Below are 1361 nucleotides of genomic sequence, written 5' to 3'. Positions count from 1 at the left end.
TTTCAAGGGCGATCAGCTCTTGCCGATCATGGGATTGGGAGGGGGATCGCCGAGCCCTCCATAGGGACGGGCGAACTCCGACCCCGGCCGCGGAGGTTCCACCTAGGCAGTCAACGATCGACTGCTGCGCGACCAAGGGAGGTGAGGGGGCGACCCGGAGGGAAATCGGTTCGAACGCGGCAATCCGGGACCGTTCCAGCGGATCGTATGGAGGCCGTGYGGAACACCGAGTGCCGCTCAGCAGCCGCTCGTCGTTCTGAAACTGTGGCTCAGGTCCAGGGCCGTTCCGCCCGTTCGAATGTCGCTATTGGATGGGCAGCCTTATAGACCGTCGAACACCTTTAGGCGTCCCATCAGTAGCAATGTAGGTGGGTCCAGATGTATCCGCATTGACCGCCCCCTCTGCCGTACCGGATGAAGGTTTCGCAGGAGCCGGACTTGTTGGGCTTCTTGCACAAAGTCTGACAGACATACTCGGCGTTGTATCCCTGATGTCCTTCCGTCTCGCAGGCGAAGAACGTCTGATCGGGGACACTCCGGTCCGTGCATTGTTTCTCGTCCTGTCCCCAACAGGCATTATACTGATCAATTTGCGCCCGCACCGGATGCGGAACCATGAATCCGATAGCAAGCACTAGGCCTATCACGGTTCGCCTGTTCAGCATGTTCAGCCTCCATGATCCGTTCTGCCGTTCCGTCCAGCGACGGTCTTGGTAAGGTTCCTAATACCCACATTGCGCCTCCACGTAGCCGATGAACCCGAGTTCCTCACGGATATGCTCGCGGGCGGCAGGCACATCCGCCGCACCCATCGGCTGCTTAGGTTTGTCACTGGCCGCGTGGTCGAGGCGCTCGCGTAAATTGTGCCCAATTTCGCGGGACAGAAACTCCAGGAGCGGCTCGACCTGGCCAGGGATAGCGCGACCGAAATCTGTCCCCGCCGGCCGTCGGTTCGGTTCATCCGCTTGTGCAATCGGCAGATTGCCCGAGCTTACGTCCGCCCGGATTGGGATTAGTCAACGACAGAGCGTTTTTGCCGACTAAATTTTAGGGCTCGGCTCCGCGCTCGTGAGGGTAAGCCCTGCGAGATTCCGATAAGGCCAGGACCCATCGAAGGAGGATTCTATGACGTTGAGTGCATTACCACGCGCGGCCACCCTCGCCGCCATTATCGTAGCCGGCGTGACGGCCGCCGCCGCACAAACCACCTCGACCGACTCGCACCATCCCGATACGACGGTCGCACAGGCGACGCCGCCTTCCGGCATGATGGGCCAAGTCCCGGGAGCGCAGCCCGGCCAACCCAGCATGATGGGTCCGAGCAGGATGCAGCGCGGCATGATGGGTCAAGACATGATGAG

The 1361-nt window shown here is 60.8% G+C and carries 1 pseudogene; it reads left to right on the top strand.

Features of this window, described 5'->3' with window-relative positions:
- Positions 1–1125: 1125 nt before the first annotated feature.
- Positions 1126–1361: pseudogene (locus tag AC1DVM_RS23125) on the top strand (EF-hand domain-containing protein); the annotation flags it as partial.

It is taken from the genome of Microvirga sp. P4_A5, from assembly GCF_056402495.1.
The sequence above is the reverse complement of the archived record's forward strand: the minus strand, read 5'-3'. Positions and strand labels throughout refer to the sequence as shown.